11 protein-coding genes and 1 pseudogene are annotated in these 20416 nt (G+C 55.4%); 5 read left to right on the top strand and 7 right to left on the bottom strand.

Annotation, left to right across the window (positions count from 1 at the left end; translation table 11 throughout):
• Positions 1-14: 14 nt before the first annotated feature.
• From mdtC to AC6I8R_RS13710, 3 genes are read right to left on the bottom strand one after another with little or no spacing between them, the layout of a single operon-like run.
• Complete coding sequence (mdtC, locus tag AC6I8R_RS13720) at positions 15-3092, bottom strand: multidrug efflux RND transporter permease subunit MdtC (RefSeq protein ID WP_497832470.1); 3078 nt, start codon at positions 3090-3092, stop codon at positions 15-17.
• The gene (locus AC6I8R_RS13715; protein WP_208723975.1) at positions 3089-6211 is read right to left on the bottom strand and encodes an MdtB/MuxB family multidrug efflux RND transporter permease subunit; all 3123 of its coding nucleotides are present in this window, start codon (positions 6209-6211) and stop codon (positions 3089-3091) included. The genes mdtC and AC6I8R_RS13715 overlap by 4 nt, the downstream gene beginning before the upstream one ends.
• The gene (locus tag AC6I8R_RS13710; RefSeq protein WP_497832469.1) at positions 6211-7455 is read right to left on the bottom strand and encodes an MdtA/MuxA family multidrug efflux RND transporter periplasmic adaptor subunit; all 1245 of its coding nucleotides are present in this window, start codon (positions 7453-7455) and stop codon (positions 6211-6213) included. The genes AC6I8R_RS13715 and AC6I8R_RS13710 overlap by 1 nt, the downstream gene beginning before the upstream one ends.
• A gap of 242 nt (positions 7456-7697) precedes the next feature.
• Between AC6I8R_RS13710 and AC6I8R_RS13705 the strand changes: the two are divergent.
• Together AC6I8R_RS13705 and AC6I8R_RS13700 are read left to right on the top strand one after the other, a co-directional pair.
• Positions 7698-8659: pseudogene (locus AC6I8R_RS13705) on the top strand (aldo/keto reductase).
• A gap of 247 nt (positions 8660-8906) precedes the next feature.
• A complete protein-coding gene (locus tag AC6I8R_RS13700) occupies positions 8907-10244 on the top strand; it encodes a carbohydrate porin (RefSeq protein WP_497832468.1) in 1338 nt (445 codons plus the stop codon).
• A gap of 82 nt (positions 10245-10326) precedes the next feature.
• Here AC6I8R_RS13700 and yegD read toward each other — a convergent pair whose 3' ends face one another.
• The 3 genes from yegD to AC6I8R_RS13685 form a co-directional block, all read right to left on the bottom strand.
• Positions 10327-11679 (bottom strand): molecular chaperone, encoded by a 1353-nt coding sequence (gene yegD / locus AC6I8R_RS13695; protein WP_497832467.1) that lies wholly within the window; start codon positions 11677-11679, stop codon positions 10327-10329.
• A gap of 66 nt (positions 11680-11745) precedes the next feature.
• Complete coding sequence (locus AC6I8R_RS13690) at positions 11746-14310, bottom strand: diguanylate cyclase (RefSeq protein WP_497832466.1); 2565 nt, start codon at positions 14308-14310, stop codon at positions 11746-11748.
• Positions 14311-14469: 159 nt separating this feature from the next.
• Positions 14470-15084, bottom strand: coding sequence for a phosphatase PAP2 family protein (locus tag AC6I8R_RS13685; protein ID WP_208723981.1), 615 nt, complete (start codon positions 15082-15084; stop codon positions 14470-14472).
• A gap of 239 nt (positions 15085-15323) precedes the next feature.
• On the opposite strand from AC6I8R_RS13685, the gene udk reads away from it, so the two are divergent.
• From udk to asmA, 3 genes are all read left to right on the top strand, one after another.
• The gene (gene udk / locus AC6I8R_RS13680) at positions 15324-15965 is read left to right on the top strand and encodes a uridine kinase (protein ID WP_021185984.1); all 642 of its coding nucleotides are present in this window, start codon (positions 15324-15326) and stop codon (positions 15963-15965) included.
• Positions 15966-16047: 82 nt separating this feature from the next.
• Positions 16048-16629, top strand: coding sequence for a dCTP deaminase (dcd, locus tag AC6I8R_RS13675; RefSeq protein ID WP_021185983.1), 582 nt, complete (start codon positions 16048-16050; stop codon positions 16627-16629).
• A 21-nt stretch (positions 16630-16650) separates the two neighbouring features.
• A complete protein-coding gene (gene asmA / locus AC6I8R_RS13670; protein WP_497832465.1) occupies positions 16651-18450 on the top strand; it encodes an outer membrane assembly protein AsmA in 1800 nt (599 codons plus the stop codon).
• A gap of 33 nt (positions 18451-18483) precedes the next feature.
• Here the strand turns inward: asmA and AC6I8R_RS13665 are convergent, their stop codons facing one another.
• A complete protein-coding gene (locus AC6I8R_RS13665) occupies positions 18484-20055 on the bottom strand; it encodes a TerC family protein (protein WP_415174014.1) in 1572 nt (523 codons plus the stop codon).
• Between the last annotated feature and the right edge of the window lie 361 nt (positions 20056-20416).

The raw sequence follows: 20416 nt of genomic DNA, 5'->3' as shown, positions 1-20416 counted from the left end.
GTCTCTTCATCCCGTTAATTCTCCTGAATATTGATCAGCGCCGGGCGCTTCCTGCGTCGCAGCTTATCCATCATCAGATACACCACCGGTGTGGTGTAGAGCGTCAGCAGCTGGCTCATGACCAGGCCTCCAGCGATGGTGATGCCGAGCGGTTGCCGCAGTTCTGCGCCATCGCCGCTGGTCAGTACCAACGGCAGTGCGCCAAACAGCGCGGCCAGCGTGGTCATCAGAATCGGGCGAAAACGCAGCTGGCACGCCTGAAATATCGCCTCACGCGCCGTCAGGTTGCCGTTTCGTTCCGCCTCCAGCGCAAAGTCGACCATCATAATCGCGTTCTTTTTCACGATGCCAATCAGCAGCAAAATGCCGATCAGCGCAATCAGGCTGAACGGGGTGTTAAACAGCTCCAGCGCCAGCAGCGCACCGACTCCGGCGGAGGGCAGGGTAGAGAGAATAGTCAGCGGATGGACATAGCTCTCATACAAAATCCCCAACACGATATACACCGCCGCAATTGCCGCCAGAATCAGGTACAGCTGGCTGGATTGCGACTGCTGGAACACCTGCGCCGTACCGGCAAAGCTGCCACGCACGCTGCTGGGAACACCCAGTGCCGTCATGGTGCGGTCAATCGCATCGGACGCCTGCGACAAGGATACGCCTTCCGGCAGGTTAAAAGAGATAGTCGAAGCGGCAGATAAGCCCTGATGGTTAACGGACAACGGCGCATTGGCCGGTTGCCAGCGGGCAAACCAACTCAGCGGGATAGCTTTTCCGTCGCTGTTGATGACAAACATTTGCTCCAGGGCGCTGATATCCTGGGTGTAACGTGGTTCCACTTCCATCACCACTTTGTACTGGTTCAGTGGTTGATAGATGGTCGAAATCTGCCGCTGACCAAAGGCGTTATTCAGTAAGGCGTTAGCGGCGGAAACGTCAATCCCCAGCCGCGCCATGCTCTCGCGATCGTAAGTCAGCGCCATCTCGCTGCCGTTATCCTGTTGATCAGAGTTGACGTCGGCCAGCTCCGGCAGGGCGGCAAACGCTTTACGGATCTGCGGCTCCCAGGTGCGCAAATCCGCCAGGTTATCGGACAGCAGGCTGTACTGGTAACTGGCGTTTGACTCGCGTCCACCAATACGGATGTCCTGCACCGCATTGAGATACAGATTAGCGCCCGGCTCCTTTGCCAATTTGGTACGCAGGCGGGCAATCACCTGCTGGGCGGTTTCACTCCGTTCGGAAAGCGGCTTAAGGGAGATAAACATCGAGCCGCTGTTGGTGCGCGAGCCACCGGTGAAACCGGTGACATTATCCACCGCCGGGTCGGCCTTGATGATGTTCATAAAGTCCTGCAATTTCCCCCGCATCGCCTGAAAGGAGATGCTCTGGTCGGCAGAGATAAAGCCGGTCAGTCGTCCGGTATCCTGCTCTGGCATAAAGGTTTTGGGAATCGAGATAAACAGCCAGATGGTCAGCCCGACGGTGGCCAGCAGCACCAGCAAGACCCAGCGCGCATGATCCAGCACCCAACCGAGTGAGCGACCATAGCCATGCTGTACCGCCATCAGCACGCGTCCGGCACCGCGCAGACGCGGCTGTGCGCGGGGAGCATGTGGTTTCAGCAGGTATGCGCACATCATTGGCGTCAGGGTGATGGAGATAAACAGCGAGATCAGGATCGCCACCGAGAGGGTTATCGCGAATTCAGAGAAGAAGCGGCCAATGATACCGCCGAGCATCAGCAGCGGCAGAAATACCGCAATCAGGGACAGGCTCATCGACAGCACGGTAAAACCGACTTCACGTACCCCCTGCAACGCCGCCGGTAAGGGTTTCATCCCGGCTTCGACATGGCGCGCGATATTCTCCAGCACCACGATGGCATCATCCACCACAAAACCGGTGGCGATGGTCAGCGCCATCAACGACAGGTTATTCAGACTGAAGCCGCACAGATACATGGCGGCAAAGGTCCCAATCAACGACACCGGCACTGCGGCAGCGGGGATTAACGTGGCGCGTCCGTCACGCAGGAAGAAAAACACCACCAGAATCACCAGGGCGACGGCGATGATCAGCGACTGCTCCACCTCCTGCAAGGAGGCGCGGATGGTGGGCGAACGATCCTGCGCCACTTGCAGGTCGATGGATGCCGGAATGACATCATGCAGCTCCGGCAGTTCGGCACGAATACGGTCCACGGTGTCGATGACGTTCGCTTCCGGGGATTTGCGGATCACCAGCAGCACCGCCGGTTTGCCATTGGTCATCCCGGCGTTACGCACATCCTGCACCGAATCCTGCACGTTCGCCACATCACGCAGCTGTACTGCCGCGCCGTTGTTGTAATGCACCACCAGCGGCTGATAATCGCTGGCGGTTTGCAGTTCATCGTTGGTACGCAATTGCCAGCGTTGCTGATGGTCATCAATCGCGCCTTGTGGACGGCGCTGGTTGGCGTTAGCAATCGCTGTGCGCACCGCATCCAGTGACACGCCCTGATTGAACAACGCCTGCGGATTCAACTCGACACGCACCGCTGGCAGCGAGCTTCCGCCCACCGTTACATCGCCAACGCCTTCAATCTGCGACAGTTTCTGCGCCAGTTGCGTTGAGGCGTAATCATACAGCTGACCGGGATTATAAATCTCCGAGGTCAGCGTCAGAATCATAATCGGCGCGTCGGAAGGGTTGGCCTTACGGTAAGTCGGACGGCTTGGCATCCCGGTGGGCAACAGGCTCTGCGCGGCGTTGATCGCCGCCTGCACATCGCGCGCGGCACCGTTGATGTCGCGGTCAAAATCAAACACCAGGATAATACGCGTGCTGCCCAGCGAGCTGGTGGAGGTCATCTCGCTGACGCCAGCGATCCGCCCGAGCGAACGTTCCAGCGGCGTCGCAACCGAAGAGGCCATGGTTTCCGGCGCGGCACCCGGCAGCGATGCGGAAATCACGATCACCGGAAAATCAACCTGCGGTAGCGGCGCGACCGGCAGCAGACGGAAGCCGAGAATCCCCGCCAGCGCAATCGCCAGCGTCAGTAGCGTGGTGGCGACGGGGCGGTGGATGAACAGGGCAAAGAACTTCACGGCTGCGTCTCCGGGCGGCGGAAGCGGCGACGCGTGATCTGTGCCAGGCGGTCAAACAACAGGTAGATGACCGGAGTGGTGAACAGCGTCAGGATCTGGCTGAGGATCAGGCCGCCAGCCATAGCAATTCCCAGCGGCCGACGTAACTCCGCCCCCGCGCCGGTACTCAGCATCAATGGCAGCGCACCCAGCAGAGCGGCCAATGTGGTCATCAGGATCGGACGGAAACGCAGCAGACAGGCCTGATAAATCGCCTCTCGCGGGGACATGCCCTGTTCCCGTTCCGCGGCCAGCGCAAAGTCGATCATCATGATGGCGTTTTTCTTCACGATACCGATCAACAAGATGATGCCGATGATCGAAACAATATCCAGTTCGTTGCCGCTGATCATCAGCGCCAGCAGCGCCCCCACCCCGGCGGTAGGCAGCGTTGAAAGGATGGTCACCGGATGGATAAAGCTTTCGTACAGCACCCCCAGCACGATATACATCGCCACCACCGCCGCGATGATCAGCCACACCGTACTGGTGAGCGCCGCTTCAAATGCCAGCGTGCTGCCCTGGAACTGGGTCATCATCTCGGCAGGCATGCCGACCTGATCTTCAGCTGCGCTGACCGCTTTGACGGCGTCGCCAAGTGAATAGCCGTCGGCCACGTTAAAGGAGAACGTTGCTGAGGGAAACTGGTCGAGATGGTTGATACTCAACGCCGCATGACGTTCTTCCACTCTGGCAATGGCACTCAGCGGCACACTGCCGCCATCGGTGCTGGTCAGACGAATGCCGTCCAGACTGGCGAGGCCGGGTGTGGCCTCATTGTTCTGTCCTAACACCACGCGATATTGATTGGCCTGGGTGTAAATGGTTGAGATCAGACGCTGACCGAAGGCGTTGTACAGTGCGTTATCGACATCCGCCATAGTGATACCCAGACGGCTGGCGCTGTCGCGGTCGACACGGATAAAGGCTTCTAACCCTTGATCCTGCCAGTCGTTGCTGACATCGCGCAGTTCGGGCAGGGTGTTGAGCAGGTTTTGCAGCGCCGGCACCCAGGTACTCAGCGAATCAAGCGAGCCGGATTGCAGCGTGAACTGATACGGGGTGCGGCTGGCCTGAGTATCGATGGTGAGATCCTGGACCGGTTGCAGCCACAACGACACGCCCGGCACGCTGGCGATCGCATCCTGCAACCGTTTCTGCACTGCCGGGATACGATCATCGCGCTCGGCTAACGGTTTGAGGTTGATTTGCAGCCGTGCGCTGTTCAGGGCGGCATTAGTGCCGTCCACCCCGACAAATGAAGTCAGACTCTGCACCGCCGGATCTTTCATGATGATCGAGGCGACATCGCGGGTGCGTTGCGCCATGTTGGCATAGGAGACGGACTGTGGCGCCTGCAAGGTGCCCTGAATGATGCCGTTATCCTGTTGCGGAAAGAATCCTTTGGGGATAACGATCCATAGCAAAACGGTAAGTAGCAGGGTGCCCAGCGCGACTGACAACGTCAGCCACGGATGTTTCAGCACCCGCGTCAGCCAGCGGCCATAACCGGCGACTACTCGATCAAACATCGCTTCACTGGCGCGTGAAAAACGGTTCTGTTTGCGTAAGGATTCGGCACTGAGCATGCGTGCGCACATCATCGGCGTCAGCGTCAGCGATACCACGGCGGAGATCAGGATCGCCACCGCCAGGGTGACGGCAAATTCACGGAACAAACGGCCAATCACATCTCCCATAAACAGCAGCGGGATCAGCACCGCAATCAGGGAGAAGGTGAGGGAGATAATGGTGAAGCCGATTTCACCGGCACCTTTCAGCGCCGCGGTAAGCGGTTTTTCCCCTTTCTCCAGATAGCGGGAGATGTTCTCAATCACTACGATGGCGTCATCGACCACAAAGCCCGTGGCGATGGTCAGCGCCATTAACGTCAGGTTGTTGATCGAGAAACCGAGAAAATACATCGCGGCGAAGGTGCCGACCAGTGACAGGGGAACGGCTACCGCCGGAATAATGGTGGCCGGGACATTGCGTAAAAACAGATAGATGATCATCACCACCAGGCCAATTGCCAGCATCAGCTCGTGCTGGGTATCGGCCACTGAGGCACGGATATTGGTGGTGCGATCGGTGAGCATTTTCACTTCAACCGACTTCGGCAGCGCAGCGGTCAGGGATGGCAGCAGCGCCCGAATGTTATCTGCCGTGGCGATAATGTTAGCGCCTGGCTGGCGTTGTACGTTGAGCACGATGGCGGCCTGACGGTTCGCCCAGGCACCGAGCCAGCTATTTTCCGCGCCCTGTTCGATGGTGGCAACATCGCCCAAACGCACCGGTGCACCGTTGTTGTAGCTGATGATCAACTGACGATAATCCTCGGCAGAAGTCATCTGATCGTTGGCAGACAGGGTGATTGAACGGGTGGGGCCGTCGAGGCTTCCTTTCGCCGAATTGACGTTAGCGTTGCTGATGGCGGTACGCACGGTTTCGCTGGTCAGCCCCAATGCTGCCAGCGCCTGCGCGTTCATCTGCACGCGCACGGCGGGACGCTGCCCGCCGGAGAGCGTCACCAGGCCGACACCGCTGACCTGAGAAATCTTCTGCGCCACACGGGTTTCCACCATATCCTGCACCTGGGTGAGCGGCATGCTGGTGGTCGTGACGGCAAGGGTCATGATCGGCGGATCGGCCGGGTTAACTTTACTGTAGACCGGTGGATTGGGCAGATCGCTCGGCAAAAGATTGGTTGCGGAATTGATTGCCGCCTGCACTTCCTGCTCGGCAACATCGAGCGACAGCGTGAGCTGGAATTGCAGCGTTATCACCGATGCGCCACCGGAACTTTGCGAAGCCATCTGCTTCAGCCCCGACATCTGACCAAACTGGCGCTCCAGCGGTGCGGTGATTGACGAGGTCACCACATCCGGGCTGGCGCCGGGGTAAAGGGTAACGACCTGAATGGTCGGGTAATCCACCTCCGGCAGCGCGGAAACCGGCAGGAAGCGATAACCGAGGATACCGGCCAGCAAAATAGCGATCATCAGCAGGGTGGTTGCCACCGGGCGCAGAATAAACAGGCGTGACGGTCCACCGCTGGTGTCGGGAGGCATAACCTGCATTATTGACGTTCTCCGCGTGCTGGCTGCGCAGCGCGAGTGCTGTGGGTGGCGGTGCTCTGCGGCGCGACAATCTCAACGGTTGCGCCTTCGGTCAGACGATCCAGACCGTCGGTCACCACACGTTCACCCGCTTCCAGCCCGGTGCTGATCACCACTTTCTGGCTATCCTGCAAACCGGCGGTAACGCGTTTTTTGCTCACCTTGTTCTCGCTATTCACCACCCAGACAAAATGGCCGTCGTTGCTCATTTGCAACGCAGCGGCAGGGATAACCACCGCATCCTGCAGGGTATCGACTTTCAGGCGTGCATTGACGAACTGGTTGGGAAATAACGCGTCGTCTTCATTGCTGAAACGCGCTTTTAATTTGATGGTACCGGTGGTGACATCAATCTGATTATCAATACTCAGCAGCGAACCTGTGGCAAGCAGGCTGGTGTTGCTCCGATCCCAGGCATCCACCACCAGCGGCTGGCCGCTTTTCTGTGCCTTGAGGATTTGACTGATATTGTTCTCGGCCACGCTGAATACCACATCAATCGGATGCGTTTGCGTGATCACCACCAGACCGGTGGTGTCGCCAGAGGTAATGTAGTTGCCAACATCGACCTGCTTCAGGCCGACGCGCCCGGAGATGGGGGCGGTAATCCGACTGTAGGTCAGGTTCAGTTGCGCGCTGGCGACGTTGCCTTCATCGGCTTTGATGGTGCCGAGGGTTTCACTCACCAACGAGCGTTGGGTATCCAGTTCCTGCTGTGAAACCAGCGCGGTTTTTGCCAGCTTTTCATAACGGGCCAAATCGCGTTTGGCGTTGGCAAGCGTGGCCTGATCTTTAGCCAGTTGTCCTTGTGCCTGGGTGAGCGCCACCTGATAAGGGCGCGGGTCGATCTCGGCCAGCAACGCGCCAGCGTTAACCTGTTGCCCTTCTGTGAAATGCAGCGCCATTAACTGACCATCGACCCGGCTGCGCACCGTGACGGTGTTGGCAGCGGTGACGGTGCCGAGGCCAGTCAGATACTGTGGCACGCTTTGTAAGGTGGCGGTGGCGGCCTGAACCGGGGCCAGTGGTCGACGATTAGCGCCATTCGCACCACCCGCGCCGCGTCCATGATGGCGTTGTCCTTCGGCCTGTGGCTGTTTGTTGGGTTCAGCCGGATGTTGCCACCAGAAATAACCGCCCGCCAGTACAGCGACGATCGCCAGAGTAATCAGGCTTTTTTTCAACAATGGACGTCGGGTGTTCATGAAGTTATGTGCTCTCCAGCGAATTCGTTTTCCCAAAATGCGCCGCCCAACCTGCCGGAGCGCAAACGAAAGAATTGTAGTCGCCAGGCATGGGCGAAAATTGAAGGAAATAAGAATATCGTCCTGTGCACGCTAAGTATTCATATTCTGTACGAATTTTATCAGGATTTTTTCATAAGCCGGTTTTGCCCTTTGCTAAGCTGGAGAGCTGAGCCGTCTCGTTTCAATTAAGGAGAAATAAAATGAGTCAACAATCAACTCGCCAGCTTGGCGACACGGGTATAGCAGTGCCGGTTCTTACTTTTGGTGGGAATGTGTTTGGCTGGACCGTGGATGAGAAAACGTCCTTTTCCTTGCTGGATGCATTGGTGGAGAAGGGATTGTGGTTTATTGACACCGCCGATGTTTATTCGCGCTGGGCGCCTGGCAATCAGGGCGGTGAATCGGAAACCATTATTGGTAAATGGCTGAAAAAACCGGCAAACGCGACAGCATCGTGCTGGCGACCAAAGTGGGTATGGAATTGTCGCCGGATAAAACCGGCCTGAAACCGCAATATATTCGCCAGGCGGTGGAAGACTCACTGCGCCGTTTGCAAACCGATTATATCGACCTGTATCAGGCGCACCGCGATGATCAGGATACGCCGCTGGCTGACACGCTGGCCGCGTTCGATTCATTAATCAAAGAAGGGAAGGTCCGGGCGATAGGTGCATCCAACTACAGCGCCGAACGGTTGCAGGAAGCGCTGGATATCAGCGAGCAGCAGGGGCTGGCACGTTATGAAACGTTACAACCGGAGTACAACCTGTATGATCGCCAGGGCTATGAAAGCGGTCTGGAGCAAGTTGCAGTGGAACATGGCCTGGGCGTGATTAACTACTATTCACTGGCCAGTGGCTTCCTCAGCGGCAAATATCGTACCGCAGCAGATGCCAGCAAAAGTGCGCGTGGACAGGGCGTGGTCGCAAAATATCTTAATCCGCGTGGCTTGCGCATTCTTGATGCGCTGGACACCGTGGCCGATTCCCATGATGCGTCACCCACTCAGGTAGCCCTGGCATGGCAGATTGCTCGCCCGAGCATCACCGCGCCAATTGTCAGCGCGACCTCGTTAGCGCAGATTGATGATTTGGTGCAGGCAACGCAACTCAGGTTAGGTAAACAAGAGATTGAAGAACTGTCGCGCGCCAGTGCCAGTTAATTATCCTTTCATCGCGGTGCGATTTATCGCGCCGCAACAATGGGTTGCTGAAATTAACCGGAACGTAATTTTTTCCAGTCAAAAAATGCCATTCTCGTCAAAAGATATTCATTCATAGATCGCTGTCACAATTGCATTAATTAACTGTCACCTCAGGGAACTCTGAGCACATATTTGCAAAAATCACCCCACCCTCAGCACTATTCTCTGCTCGATCTTTCCAGTAACTCACAAAAGAATAATCATTATGAACAGAAAAGAAGCAGTGCAACGCATCCCGAGCCGTCTGGCCGCGGGAACGATTATGTTCGCTCTGCTGAGCGCATCTGCCGTGGCAGCAGATGCATTCAGCTACGATTCTCCCTATATGTTTGGTGACTGGGGCGGTTACCGAACGCAGCTTGAGAACGATGGCGTCAAATTTGACGTTAACTACACCATGGAAAGCGCCTCTAACCTTGGTGGTGGTTATGACAAAAACACCTCGATGCGCTACAGCGATCAGTGGGCGTTTGGTGTCAATCTCGATCTGGAAAAACTGCTGAACTGGCAGGATGCCGAATTCCAGATGACCATTACCGACCGTAATGGCCAGAACATCTCTGATCAGGTGGGCGATCCGCGTACTGGCACGCTCTCTTCCGTTCAGGAAGTCTACGGTCGCGGTCAGACCTGGCGTTTAACCCAATTCTGGTTACGCCAGGGACTATTTAATGACGTGGTCGATATCAAAGCGGGTCGTGTCACCGTGGGTGAAGACTTCGATAACTTCGACAGCAAATTCCAGAACCTGGCGTTCGGCAGTGGCCAGGCCGGTAACTGGCGTGGCGACCGTTGGTACAACTGGCCGGTTTCACAATGGGGCGGTCGTATCAAAGTTAACATTACGCCGGAAGTGTTCTTCCAGGTGGGCTTCTATAACGACAACCCGAAAAACTACGATACCGGCAATGGCTTCCGCCTTGATATGAACAATTCACTCGGCAACATGGTGCCGGTGGAACTGGGCTGGAAACCGACCTTTGGCCCGAACAAACTGCCGGGTAACTACCGTATCGGTTACTACTATTCGTCAGTTGATGGCGATGTGTATGGCAGCTGGCGTAATGGCGCTTACCAGGATCAGGCGCATGCCTATGGTGGTTATGTCCTGTTGCAACAACAGCTGACGGCGCAGGGCGGCGATGCCAGCCGTGGTCTGGGCGTCACGGTTCAGGCGGTGATGAACGATCACAAAACCTCAAAAACCGACAACTATCAATCCATCAGCTTTACCTGGAAAGGACCGTTTGATGCGCGTCCTGCCGACGAAATTGGTATTGGTGCAGCACGTATCCACGTAAACAGCTCCTATACCACGGCATTACGTCAGCAAAATGCGGCGAATGGTGAAACGGACTACAACAGCCCGACCTATCTGCCGATTCAGGATGGCTCTGAATATAACTATGAAATCTATTACAACGCTCAGTTGACCAAATGGCTGCAACTGCGTCCAAACCTGCAATATGTTGTAGCGCCGGGGGCAGTGAGCGAAGTGAAAGATGCGTTTATCGGCGGTATCGCGGCGAATATCAATTTCTGATTAATCACTTACCAAAGAGGCGTCCTGTGGGACGCCTCCAATTCTGCGCGATAAATCGCGCCGCGACAGAAATTATGTTCGGTTAACCGAACATAATCTCGGCCCAACGGGCCAGGCCCGCGGTGACTGAGCCAAAATCATCGCCACTGGCAATGGGCGTATCCGGTAATGCCTGCTGTAACGCTGCACGCAGCACCGGTGAACGGGCGCTGCCGCCGGTCAGATAGATCACCTCCGGCTTGGTCTCACAGGTCGCCAGTGCCAGATGCACCTGTTCCAGAATGCGTTCCAGCGGTTGATTGATCGCCTCTTCCAACTGTGCCGCGCTGGTTTCCGTCTGCAACTGCGCAGCAATAAATGCCAGCGAAGCGGAGGTAACCGGTTGATCGGAAAGCGCGATCTTGCTATCTTCCGCCGCCCGCACCAGCCGATAGCTCAGTTTCTGTTGCCATACCTTCAGCAGGTATGCGACCTGCTCAGGATCCTGGGCATCACGTACCAGGTCGCGCAGTAGCTTGCCGCAGGCGGCAGAGTAAAACTCGCTTTGTGCCGGAACATCGTTGATCGCCACCGCGTTCCACCACGGCAGGGCGGGGAGGGCGATGCCTTTCTGCGTGCTGCCGCCAAGACCGAGCAGCGGCATCAGGGTTTTGAACGCCAGCATAATATCCAGATCGTTTCCGCCCACGCGGCAACCGCTGTGCCCCAGCAAACTGGCGCGACGATCGGCTTTATTGCGCCATTCCGGCCCCATTAACAGCATCGAGCAGTCGGTAGTACCGCCGCCGATATCGACTACCAGCACCCGTGTCTCTTTGGTCAGTGTGGCTTCGAAATCCAAACCTGCGGCCACCGGTTCAAACTGAAATTCCACATCGCGGAAACCGGCGCGTTTAGCCGCACGCAGTAGAATCCCCTGCGCCTGCTCATTCGCTTCATCTCCGCCCAAACCCTGGAAGTTAATCGGACGACCAATCACCGCCTGATCAATCGGCTGGTCGAGCTGGCTTTCACCCTGCTGGCGGATATGCAGCATCATGGCGCAGACCAAATCCTCAAACAGCGCGATCTGCTGCGGTTTCAGGCCGTTGGCCCCGAGAAAGGATTTGGGCGATTTAACAAACCACACATCTTCCGGCTCAACCATATAGTTTTGCAACGCAGTAAGACCAAACTGGACGCTGCTGGCGGTCACATCGATGTCTTCTTCGCGGTTAAAACGCAACGCGCGTTGCAGCAACGCCTGACCTTCGCTGTCGGGAGTCGGCACCTGATGGTGCCGGTAAAGCCATTCGCTGATAGCTTCGCGGGTGGGCGCGCAAATCATGGAGGGAAGCAGGCGCTGGCCATTTTCCAGCGTCAGCAGCCGTGGTGTGCCCGCATCGCTGACTGCGATGGAACAGTTGGCGGTGCCATAATCGAATCCGATAAACATTATTGTCCCCCATGCCGGAAAAAAGGGGGCGACTTTAGCGCAGCTCGCGCGGGCAGGCAAGGCAGATTACATCTGTATTTCCTGATAAACATGATATTGCCCGCGTCCGGCGTGTTTGGCGCTGTAGCAGGCAACGTCGGCCTGGGACATCACCAGATTGCTGATGCAATTATGCTCGTCAATCTGCGTCATACCGGCGCTGGCACCGACCTGATAGATACTGTCCAGCCACATAAAACGATACTGATTGATCGCCGTCACCAGCCGTTGTACCACCTCGCGCACGTCATCGACCTCGCAGTCCGGCAACAGCAAGCCAAATTCGTCACCGCCGAGGCGGGCGAGGAAATCACTGCTGCGGATATGGTGTTGCATCAGCTCACTAAGCTCGCGCAACAGCGCATCTCCGGCAGCATGGCCCGCGGTATCATTCACCGCTTTAAATTTGTCGAGGTCGATAAATACCAGCACATGCCGATGCTGGTTGACCGCCGCATCACTCAGCAAACGTTTCAACTGTCTTTCAAAATTGAGGCGATTGGGTAAACGCGTCAGCATATCGTGAGAGGCGCTATAACTCAGACGCTTCATCATCTTGCGTGATTCGCTGACGTCCTGAATGACCATCACTGCCCCAATACTCTCGCCAGTCAGCGTCTTCAGTGGGGTGATGCTGTAATGGACTTCGAATACGCCCCCGTCGGCGGTGTGCAACACCAGCTCTTCTTCCAGGTCTGGCGTGGTTTTTTCTGCCGGAGGCTGGCACAACAGCAGATTGTGGATCCGCGCTCCGGCAGGGCCATGCGTGATGTTGAGCAACTCGGAGATTGCCATCCCTGCTGCGGCATCCTGCGTCCAGCCGGTCATCTTTTCTGCCACCGGATTCATAAAGGTGACCTGCATTTCATCGTTGGTGCTGATCACCGCTTCACCGATCGAATCCAGGGTAATCGCCATGCGTTCTTTTTCCTGGAATAAGGCATCGTTCAGTGCGCGCAGGTGGGTAATATCCTGGCTGATACCGAGCATACGTTCGATCTGCCCATCCTGGCTGAGGATACGGTTAGCTTCGGTACGCACATAACGAATCCCCTCCGATAATCCGATGCGGTATTCCATATGAAACGCACTGCGGCGTTCAATCGCCTGCTGCACCGTCAGCGCGACATATTCCTGTTCTGTTGGGTGCACCCGTTGTAACCACAGGTCATAGGTAGGGACTTCATGCGGTGCCAGCGCAAACAACTCATACATGCGTTTGTCCCACATCAGCTCACCGGTCACCAGGTTCCATTCCCACACGCCAATGCCGCCTGCTTCATTGGCGAGGGTAATGCGTTCCATCAGGCGTCGATTCACTTGCTCACTCTGCTTAAGCTCAGAGATATCAACGATTTGTGAAATGAAATACAGCGGTTGTTGTTGGGCATCCCGCACCACTGAGACGGTCAGGCGCGCCCATACCGTTTCGCCATCTTTGCGGAAATAACGCTTTTCCAGGGTGTAAGTCATGATTTCACCCTCCAGCAGCCGCCTGAGTTGCTGTAAATCGTTGTTCAGATCGTCAGGGTGGGTGATTTGCTGAAAAGTGAGCTTACGCAACTCTTCCGCCGGAAAGCCCAGAGTTCGGCACAGCGATTGGTTGACCTGCAACCAATTGCCCTGCGGGGAAACCAGCGCCATGCCAATCGCGGAATACTCCATAGCATTACGGAAGCGGGTTTCGCTCTCAGCGATATGATTTTTTTCACGCTGGAATGCATCCATCACCAGCGCCATAACGTGGCTGGGGATGAGCACCAACAGGAAGGGCAGCCAGGTTCCAGCCTGACCCAGCATACGGTCATCGTGACCGAGATTGACCAGGTTGAATGCCAGCAGCAGCGAGATAAAACTGGAGTTGAGCAGGAACAGTAAAAAGGCTTCGAACTTGGGTAAGCGTATCGCGCACCAAAACAGGATCACCACAATAAAGGTGAAGGGCCACGGCAGATAACGCAGACTGAGGTAGCTGGCAAGCAGGGTAATGGCCAGGGTGAGGACCGTTTCTATACTGCGATGGCGCGCAACCGGATTTTCCTGCTTTCCTAACGGCCACAGCAGCAACACCGGGCCCAGCGCCAGCATACCAATGACTTCGGAAATCACCCAGGTGGAGAAAAACGGCAGCGAGGCGGTGCCACTGACGCTTAACAACCACAGTGCCAGCAAGCCGCCGACAAAAGGCGCGATAATACCGGCAGTGACCACATAACGGCCCCAGTCCAACAGTGAGTCGAGAGGGGCGCGCCGATCGAGCAGCGCACGCAGCATGATACCGCCCATCAGCGCCTGTAACATGTTAAGCAGGGCAAATTTAAGGTTGCTGACCGCCGGGCCAATCACCAGGAGATTGGCTAACGCAGTGCCTGCGATGCAGCCAAACAGTAGCAGCGGCACGCGGTGCGCCGGGGCGCGGAACACCACAATGGTCATTAATGCGGTGGAGAACCACAACGGAGAAATACGCCCGCTGACAATGATCAGTTCCAGACAGAATAACGTCAGCACAAACGCAACTACCCCGAGGTAGAGGGCGTTGAGCCAATGTTTCTTTGAGCCATCTTGCGAGGTTAAAATTTCGAGGGTCATGCACGAATCCAGCAGCGCGCATTCGCAACACGACGAAAAATGCGCCAGTCATTCTCTAACTGGCATGCTAGCACATCTGGAAAAGATGTCTGCCGCGAATTCACTTTTCTACCTTATTCAATGCATTGAATCGCCCTTTATTAACAAGGGGCTGACTGATCACTGACGAAAAAGATCCGCACGAGTGTAAGGTTTTTCCAGCCCGGCGAGGTCAGCGGAGAAGCGTTCAAGGAATTGCTGGGTGGTCGCAACCCGCCCGTGGCTCATCAATAACAGTGGTACCAGAAATGCGACACCCATCTGCGGCAGACTAAAACCTTTAAGTGCGGTGTCGCGCTGGCTGAGCAGAAACGCACTGCTGAGGGTAAAGCCCAGCATCAGGCCGGCAAGCACTTCACTGAGCGAATGCGCATGGATCACCAGACGCGAGAAGCCGACCATCATCGGAATCAGGTAGCCGACACCAATGGTGCACAGCCGCCAGAAACCAGACCAGCGACCCGACACCAGCCACATCATCACCGGCCAGAGCGTCGCTGACATGGCACTGTGGCCACTGAATCCGGTGAAGTTAAATCTGGCGCTGCCGATGCCAAAGCCGAGAAACATGATTTTCGAGATGCTGACCAGCAAACCCGCGAGGCCAAATGCCAGCAACCAGTACCAGACGGTACGATGGTTGTCGCTTTTCCACGGCAACACCAGTGCGATGATCACCGCGGTAGGGATCAGCAACATACTGTCACCGAAATACGTCAGGGTTTTCCAGCTCATACTTCTCCTTGCGGGCTTACAATCGAACAGGCGCAACGCTGCATACCGCGTCGGCATGAAGAACAGTGTATCGATTATGCGCCCCGCTGCAAAAGGGGATAATCTGAAAAGGTGTCGGCTGCATTTCTCTGGCATCAAACCGGTGAAATCCCTATAATTGCCGCCAACCAAACCCTCTCATTATCGGCCCGTCGAAGCATGTGCTTCAACAGGCTCCAGTTATCAGGTCTTAAAAAAGTATGACTGACAAGTCTCATCAGTGCGTGATCGTTGGCATTGCAGGTGCATCCGCATCCGGAAAAAGTCTTATTGCCAGCACGCTCTACCGTGAAATCCGTGACCAGGTCGGTGACGAGCATATCGGGGTGATCCCGGAAGATGCCTACTACAAAGATCAAAGTCATCTCACAATGGAAGAGAGGGTAAAAACCAATTATGACCATCCCAGCGCGATGGATCATGACTTGTTACTGCAACATTTGCAGGCGCTGAAGGCAGGCCAGAACATTGATCTGCCGGTTTACAGTTATGTCGAGCACACCCGTACCTCTGAATCTATCCATCTGAAGCCGAAAAAAGTGATCATTCTGGAAGGGATTCTGTTGCTGACTGATGCACGCTTGCGTCAGGAGATGAATTTCTCCATCTTTGTCGACACCCCGCTGGATATCTGTCTGATGCGTCGTATGAAACGCGATGTTAATGAACGTGGTCGTTCGATGGATTCGGTGATGAGCCAGTATCAGAAGACCGTGCGCCCGATGTTCCTGCAATTTATCGAGCCTTCCAAGCAGTACGCCGACATTATTGTGCCGCGCGGCGGGAAAAACCGTATTGCCATTGATATCCTCAAGGCAAAAATTAACCAGTTCTTCGAATAAACCGCGTCCGGATGGACGTGTGCGGCTCAGGTTGTCACCAAATGGCAGCCCTTCGCTACACTTAAATCATGGAGTTACAGCGATGAGATTATGCGATCGCGATATAGAAACCTGGCTGGACAGCGGTAAGCTGGCGATCACACCGCGCCCACCGGTTGAACGTATTAATGGGGCCACCGTAGATGTGCGCCTGGGCAATCAGTTCCGCACGTTTAGCGGTCACACTGCACCTTTTATCGATTTAAGTGGTCCGAAGCATGAGGTGAGTGCTGCGCTGGACCGCGTGATGAGCGATGAAATCGTGCTGCCGGAAGGGGAAGCCTTCTTTCTGCATCCGGGGGAACTGGCGCTGGCGGTGACGCTGGAGTCGGTGACGATACCCGATGATCTCGTCGGCTGGCTGGATGGTCGTTCATCACTGGCGCGTCTGGGATTGATGGTGCATGTTACTGCGCACCGTATTGATCCCGGCTGGCAGGGACGGATCGTGCTGGAGTTTTACAACTCGGGTAAGCTGCCACTGGCGTTGCGTCCCGGCATGTTGATTGGGGCATTAAGCTTTGAGCCGCTCTCTGGTCCGGCAGCGCGTCCTTACAATCGTCGTGAAGATGCGAAATATCGCGGTCAGCAGGGTGCTGATGCCAGCCGTATCGACAAAGATTGATCGTCAAACTTTGAGGAAGTAATGAGAAGATTGATAACCACGCTGGCCATCCTGTTAGTGGTGGTCGTCGCGGGAATGACCGCTCTGGTGTTGCTGGTAAACCCCAACGACTTTCGTACCTATATGGTACATCAGGTGGAACAACGAAGTGGTTATCGGCTTCAGGTTAACGGCGATTTACGTTGGCATGTATGGCCGCAGCTCAGTATTCTCGCGGGGCGTATGAGCCTGACAGCGCCGGGTGCCAGCCAGCCGCTGGTTACCGCCGAGAATATGCGTCTGGACGTGAATCTCTGGCCATTACTTTCTCATCAACTCAGCGTCAGCCAGGTGATGCTGAAGAATGCCATCATTCGTGTCATACCCGACAGCGATGCGCAAAAACCCACGGGCTCACCTGTGGGGCCGCGTGACACCGAGCCGACCACCAGCAGCAATGGCTGGTCTTTCGATATTGGTAAGCTACGACTTGCTGATAGCCTGCTTATCTGGCAGCAGCAGGGTGGCGACGAATATAACTTCCGCGATTTCAATCTCAGCCTGAATCAGGATGCCAGCAAACAAGCCAGCATCGATCTCAGCACCCGTATTTCACGCAATCAGCGTAATTTCACTGTCAGCCTGAAAGGGCAGTTCGATGCGGCTCAATACCCCCATCGTCTCAGTGGGCGCATTGATGCGCTGGATTACACCCTTGATGGCGCGAATCTTCCGACGCAGGGGATTAAAGGGACGTTAAGCGGTGAGGGTGAGTGGAACAGTGACCGGCAGCAGTTTGCCTTAAATAAATTGCAGCTGAGCGCCAACGACAGTTCTCTTGATGGCAGTGCTGAAGGGAGCCTGATGCTGCCGCAGCGGCTTGATCTTAAATTGCATGCGACGGCACTTAACCTCGATAACCTGATGGTCAGTGCGCCGGCAACTGATAGCAGTGCCGCGCAGCATGCCACTGTGATACGCACGCCAGTGATTGCGGAACCACGCGAACGTGACAATAGCGATTCTCCGCTGAATATGATGGATCTGGCGCTCAATCTGACGGCAGATCAGGCGGTATGGCGTGGCCTGACGCTCAATCAGTTGCAACTGACGGCGAGCAACCAGGAAGGGTTGATGACGCTGAGTCAGTTACAGGGCAAGTTGGGTGACGGGCAATTTTCTATTCCGGGCACTGTCGATATTCGTCATCCAATCACCACGGTGACACTGCAACCCGAATTGCAGCAGGTGGCAATTGCGCCATTGCTGAAGGCGTTTGCCTTGCCGGAAGTGCTTCAGGGGACGGTATCTCTGCAAGGGGATTTGAGCGGCAGTGGTCTGAGCATTGATGATGCTAAACAGAAGTGGCAGGGTAGTGCAGAGCTGACGGCGACCAACCTGCAACTCGCGCAGCTTAATCTGCAACAGATGGTGAGCCGTGCCGTGGCGCGCGTCAGCAATCGCGTCAGCAATGATGAAGGTGAAGATCAGAGCATCCAGCAACTGAGTGGCCGCATCAGCCTGAATAAAGGTGTTGTCACGCTGCCTGATTTACAGGGCGGCAGCAATCATCTGGCGGTACAGAGCCAGGGGAATATCAATCTGCTTACCCGTCAGTTGGATGTGACCATCAATATGATGTTGCGTGGCTGGAAAGGGGACGAGAAGCTGGCTGCGGTCATGAATGAGCAGACCATCCCCCTGCGGATGTACGGGCCGTGGGATAATTTGCAGTACTCGCTGCCGGTAGATCAGGTATTGCGCCAGCAGTTGCAGAGCGAAGCGAAAAGCCGACTGGAACAGTGGCTGGATCGTCAGCAATCATCACAGAAGAAACCCTGATTGACCAACGTAACGGCGCGATTTATCGCGCTGTTACGAAAGTGGATCGCCTATTCTGTCCAGCGGCACAATCTCTACCTTCTGGACGCGATGATTTTCCACCCGCAATGTCCGCAATAAATAATCCCCCACCTGCAACTCCTCACCTTCCTGCGGCACATGCTGGAGGCTATCCATCAGCAAACCGGCCAGTGTGTGATAATTGCGCTTTTCATCCAGCGGCAGCCGGACATAGGTCGCCAGATCTTCCAGCGGCATATGTCCGTTGGCAATCCACCCGCCTTGCGGGCCGGGTTGGATGTCGTAGCGGGGATCAATCTCTTCCCCTTCATTAGGGAGATTGCCGGCAATGGTTTCCATCACATCACTCAGGGTAACCACACCTTCCACCGAGCCAAACTCATCGACTACAAAGGCAAAATGCGTGCGTGCCTGACGAAATTGCTCCAGTGCCTGTAGCAGCGTGACGCGCTCGGGAAAAACCAACGGTTGGCGAATGAGTGAACGTAAATCCAGTGATTTTGCGTGCAGCGACTGATGCATTAAATCAATCACATGGACGACACCGAGCGGTTCATTGCCCTTTTCGGTAATCAAAATGCGCGTGTGTTGATTACGGTCGAGCTTGGCCATGATTTCCGCTGGATCTTCACTCAGATCAATATGCTCAATATCGTGACGTGAGGTCATGATGCTGCTGATTTGACGCTGTCCCAACCCCAGTACGCGCGCGATCATCCGTCGCTCTTGTCGGTTAAACAGCGCGCCTTCTTCATCACTTAGCAATGAGGCGGTATCGGCGTCCAGCTCTGCTCGCTGTGCTTCTCCGCGCAAAATACGTAATACGGCTTCGGCGGTACGCTGGCGCAAGGGACGGCCTGCGGAGAGAAAACGACGACGGTTGAACATCGCCAGCTGGTTAAACATTTCAATCAGAATCGAGAAACCGATAGCGGCATACAGGTAACCTTTCGGGATGATAAAACCGAGTCCTTCAGCGACAAGGCTGAAGCCAATCATCAGCAGAAAACTGAGGCAGAGAATCACGATGGTGGGGTGGCTATTGACGAAGCGCGTTAAGGGTTTGCTGGCCATTAACATCAGCAAGATAGCAATGGTCACCGCCGTCATCATTACCGGCAATTCATTGACCATCCCCACGGCGGTAATCACCGCATCCAACGAGAAAATGGCATCCAGCACCACGATTTGCGCGACTACCGGCCAGAATTTAGCGCCATTTTTGGTTTGACCGTTATCCTCGTCACTGCCTTCAAGACGGTCATTCAGTTCGGTGGTGGCTTTATAGAGGAGAAATACCCCTCCGGCAAACAGCAGCAAATCGCGGGCGCTGAAGCTGTGTTGCCACAGGGTAAACAGCGGCTGGGTCAGCGTGACCAGCCAGGAAAGCGAAGCCAGCAGCACCAGGCGCAATAGCAACGCCAGCAGCAGACCAATCACGCGTGCGCGATCGCGCACCACCGGGGGTAGTTTTTCCACCAGAATGGCAATGAAAACCAGGTTATCAATGCCCAGAACCAGCTCAAGAACGATTAGCGTGACTAATCCTGCCCAGAGCGAGGGATCAGCGATCCACTCCAACATGCTTTCATCACCTGAATGTCTGAGAATGAGCTTAGTCTTATCATAGTTAATCCTGTGAGGGGAACAAATACCCCGACCTTGCCGATTTCCGTAGTGCAGCCGCGTAATAAGGAATAATCCGAGAGGGGTTTTTTGACAGATAAGTTGAATGTATGGATAAACACCGCATACCTGAATTTGTTGTGGTTAATTGTTTTCGGGGCGTGACTGCGTTCGTTTTTAATGCGAATTGCTCAGAAGTTGAATATCGAACTTTTCTGATTTTTACGTGGGAATGGCCTGAAAGGGATGGCATCAATACTAATGACTGGTAGTCTTTTTCCTAAAAGAGAGCAGGGAACACGGGGTCTACTTGTAAACA

This window comes from Pantoea sp. X-Soil-OKNW-713, assembly GCF_059730685.1.
The sequence above is the reverse complement of the archived record's forward strand: the minus strand, read 5'-3'. Positions and strand labels throughout refer to the sequence as shown.

Excerpts from the sequence above, each read along its gene's own strand:
- AC6I8R_RS13715 (WP_208723975.1), bottom strand. The coding sequence starts at position 6,211 with ATGCAGGTTATGCCTCCCGACACCAGCGGTGGACCGTCACGCCTGTTT.
- AC6I8R_RS13710 (WP_497832469.1), bottom strand. The coding sequence starts at position 7,455 with ATGAACACCCGACGTCCATTGTTGAAAAAAAGCCTGATTACTCTGGCG.
- AC6I8R_RS13700 (WP_497832468.1), top strand. The coding sequence starts at position 8,907 with ATGAACAGAAAAGAAGCAGTGCAACGCATCCCGAGCCGTCTGGCCGCG.
- yegD (WP_497832467.1), bottom strand. The coding sequence starts at position 11,679 with ATGTTTATCGGATTCGATTATGGCACCGCCAACTGTTCCATCGCAGTC.
- AC6I8R_RS13690 (WP_497832466.1), bottom strand. The coding sequence starts at position 14,310 with ATGACCCTCGAAATTTTAACCTCGCAAGATGGCTCAAAGAAACATTGG.
- AC6I8R_RS13685 (WP_208723981.1), bottom strand. The coding sequence starts at position 15,084 with ATGAGCTGGAAAACCCTGACGTATTTCGGTGACAGTATGTTGCTGATC.
- udk (WP_021185984.1), top strand. The coding sequence starts at position 15,324 with ATGACTGACAAGTCTCATCAGTGCGTGATCGTTGGCATTGCAGGTGCA.
- dcd (WP_021185983.1), top strand. The coding sequence starts at position 16,048 with ATGAGATTATGCGATCGCGATATAGAAACCTGGCTGGACAGCGGTAAG.
- asmA (WP_497832465.1), top strand. The coding sequence starts at position 16,651 with ATGAGAAGATTGATAACCACGCTGGCCATCCTGTTAGTGGTGGTCGTC.
- AC6I8R_RS13665 (WP_415174014.1), bottom strand. The coding sequence starts at position 20,055 with ATGTTGGAGTGGATCGCTGATCCCTCGCTCTGGGCAGGATTAGTCACG.